Raw genomic sequence first — 3,105 nt, forward strand, 5'->3', positions numbered from 1 at the left:
TTCCAAGCCCATCAGGGAATACAAATGAAGTCATTACCTTTGTTGAAAAATACCTCGCCGAGTTACAAATTCACACTTATCGAAATCGAAAAGGCGGGTTAATAGCGACAATTGAGGGGAAGAATTCAAGTAAACATCGCATGCTTACAGCTCATGTTGATACGCTTGGTGCAATGGTAAAGGAAGTAAAATCTAATGGTCGCTTAAAGATTGATTTGATAGGTGGATTTAAGTACAACTCCATTGAAGGAGAATACTGTCAAATTGAAACAAGCGGCGGAAAAAAGATAACTGGAACCATTTTAATGCACCAAACTTCTGTCCATGTCTATAAAGATGCTGGAAAAGCTGAGCGAAACCAAGACAATATTGAAATTAGACTTGATGAAAAGGTACATAATGCTGAGGAAGTTCGTGCCCTTGGAATTGAAGTTGGAGATTTTGTTTCGTTTGACCCTCGTGTAGAAATAACTCCAAGCGGATACATTAAATCGCGCCACCTGGATGATAAAGCAAGTGTGGCGATCTTGCTTCAATTAATGAAACAAATTAAGATGGAACATATCACTCTGCCCTATACTACACATTTCTTAATTTCAAACAATGAAGAAATTGGATATGGCGGTAACTCAAATATAACTCCAGAAACAGTCGAGTATTTAGCAGTCGATATGGGTGCAATCGGTGACGGACAGTCAACTGATGAATACACGGTTTCCATCTGTGTTAAAGATGCTAGTGGACCCTATCATTATGAATTGAGAAAAAGTCTAGTTCGACTAGCTGAAGCGAATAAAATCGAATATAAATTGGATATATATCCTTTCTATGGTTCCGATGCTTCAGCCGCCATCCGTGCTGGTCATGATATCGTCCATGGTTTAATTGGTCCTGGGATCGATTCATCACATGCGTTTGAAAGAACGCACGAAACTTCCATTGAAAATACAGCTAAACTACTGTATCATTACGTGCAAGCTGATTTAATCCAGTAGGAGATGAATATATGTTTTCAAATATAGGTGTACCAGGCTTAATTTTGATTTTAATTGTAGCTTTAGTCATCTTTGGTCCAAACAAACTTCCTGAAATAGGCCGTGCCGTTGGCAAATCGATTCGCGAATTTAAAAAAGCGACTGAAGGAATTGCGGAAGACATCAAAGAAGAAATAAAAGAAGATATCCAAGAGACCAAACAAGCTAGCATTAGTTTAAAGAAGTAATGTTAGTCAAAAAACATCCCCATCTAATGTGATAGGGATGTTTTTTTATGTTTATTTCTTAGCAAATGCCTGAACTTGATTCATTAATTTCTTTCGGGACTTGGGATTTCGGAATAGATATGCAGCGCCTAGAGCAACGGTAGTCATCATTAAATTTTTTCTTTTCATTGCTAACCTCCTCAATGTTTGTCATTTTTAAATCTTCCCTTTTTGAATTCATTTTAACAACTGTAATTATTTACAATCTGTGCTTGCAGGTTGATTTCCGCTCCAGGCGGTTCAATCAACTTGGTTAAAATTCAACAATAATCTATTAGCTAAATAAATAAAAAAACTAATTCCGAGTGAATTAGTTTTTTTATCAAAGCTGATTATTTTTTTAGTAATTCCTTGATTTTTTCATTATGTTGTTTCGATTGCTCCAGTAATTGATTTAGGAGTAATGCAGCTTGCTTGTTATCTTTCTTTTCAACGGCCAACTTTAATTCATGGAAAGTTTTCCAATGGGACATTTCTTTTCCGCCATGTACTTGTTTAATAAATTCTTCTTTTGTAATCTTTCCTGCTTCCAGTTGTTTTTTAAGTTCCTCCATTTTTGCTCTTTTTTCTTTTTTCCATCGTTCACGTTTAGCAGCATTCTCAGGACTCATCCATTGATTGATCAGTATTTTCTTTTCTGCAAGAACGGCAGTCCATTCTGTTTTTTTATTTGGAGTATACTGGTCCACCCAGGAAAGAAGCATTTTCTGTCTTTCAGCCATCTTTGCTTCCCAATCTTTATGCATCATATGATGATGCCCGCTCTCATGACAATCACAAGGGGCTTTTTCGCGTTGTTCACCATTGGTGGTATCAGGCGTGGTGTGGTTTGCTGCAGCCATTCCAGGCACTGAAAATAATAATCCTAATGATAAAAGTAACATATTAAACTTCATAGCGATCTCCTTCCATTTCTGTTATTTCTTAAATTCACATTTTTTGGTACGAATTTATCATTCCCAATAAGTGAAAAAAAATTTACCAATTTGACAAATTTTTAGTTATAAACCACTTGTGATTTTATTTTAATTCTCGTATTCTATAAATATAGAAAATATGTGAAAAGTTTCACAAATAAAGTTTCGTTTTATTTTTTAACGCATCATGTAAAATTACTCACAAATTGAACACCGTTACCTCTTTAATCTGGGCGGTCCTTCTTTAATTGTTAAGCAACACTTTGGCGTAAGCAGTGAACCAGTGAAAGTTACTGCGAAACAATAAAGAAATCATTACTTTGTGCTTGTTCCCTTCCAGATGGTCTCCCCACTTTCTGGAATTTGAATAAAATATCCTTATTAAATAATGCCTTCAATCCCCCAATTAAAGGCAGACAGCCCCAATCCACTAAAATGGAATGGGGCTGTTTTAATTGTTTTACGTATTTCCTAAAGCCACTCTAATAATTCAAGACGATTGCCAAAGGGGTCATGGACGTGAATTCTGCTCGCTCCAGGAAGTAAATCGTCTTCTGTAAAGGAGACTCCCTTTTCACGGAGATGTCCCTTTAATTCCTCGATATTTTCAACAACAAAGGCAGGATGTGCTTTTTTAGCTGGTGTAAATGGTTCTTCTACACCGATGTGTAGTTGGAAGGTCCCAAACTCGAACCAAACGCCGCCGCGTTTCTTTAATTCCGCCGGCTTTTCAACCTCATTTAATCCTAGTATTCCACAGAAAAATTCCCTTGCTTCTTCTTCACAACCCATAGGGGCAGCAAGTTGAATATGATCAATCTTTTTTATTAAAAATGACATAGACACTCCTCCGTTTGTCAATTCTCCTCTCTCATATTTTATTAATTTTATAAAATTCTTTCAAGTTCGAAATTTTATAATTGGTTT

General features: G+C 36.2%; 4 protein-coding genes. 2 read left to right on the forward strand and 2 right to left on the reverse strand.

Annotated elements, in window-relative coordinates:
• A partial coding sequence (locus V7137_RS09730) for a M42 family metallopeptidase (RefSeq protein ID WP_335697897.1) occupies positions 1 to 995 on the forward strand: 995 nt, incomplete at its 5' end.
• Between the two features lie 11 nt (positions 996 to 1,006).
• Complete coding sequence (locus tag V7137_RS09735) at positions 1,007 to 1,222, forward strand: twin-arginine translocase TatA/TatE family subunit (protein WP_335697898.1); 216 nt, start codon at positions 1,007 to 1,009, stop codon at positions 1,220 to 1,222.
• Between the two features lie 371 nt (positions 1,223 to 1,593).
• Here the strand turns inward: V7137_RS09735 and V7137_RS09740 are convergent, their stop codons facing one another.
• Positions 1,594 to 2,157, reverse strand: coding sequence for a hypothetical protein (locus V7137_RS09740; RefSeq protein WP_335697899.1), 564 nt, complete (start codon positions 2,155 to 2,157; stop codon positions 1,594 to 1,596).
• 492 nt (positions 2,158 to 2,649) lie between these two features.
• Positions 2,650 to 3,018, reverse strand: a complete 369-nt coding sequence (locus tag V7137_RS09745; protein WP_335697900.1) for a VOC family protein — start codon at positions 3,016 to 3,018, stop codon at positions 2,650 to 2,652.
• Positions 3,019 to 3,105 lie beyond the last annotated feature (87 nt).

Source organism: Neobacillus drentensis (assembly GCF_036962765.1).
GTDB lineage: Bacteria > Bacillota > Bacilli > Bacillales > Cytobacillaceae > Neobacillus > Neobacillus drentensis_C.

Excerpts from the sequence above, each read along its gene's own strand:
- V7137_RS09735 (WP_335697898.1), top strand. The coding sequence starts at position 1,007 with ATGTTTTCAAATATAGGTGTACCAGGCTTAATTTTGATTTTAATTGTA.
- V7137_RS09740 (WP_335697899.1), bottom strand. The coding sequence starts at position 2,157 with ATGAAGTTTAATATGTTACTTTTATCATTAGGATTATTATTTTCAGTG.
- V7137_RS09745 (WP_335697900.1), bottom strand. The coding sequence starts at position 3,018 with ATGTCATTTTTAATAAAAAAGATTGATCATATTCAACTTGCTGCCCCT.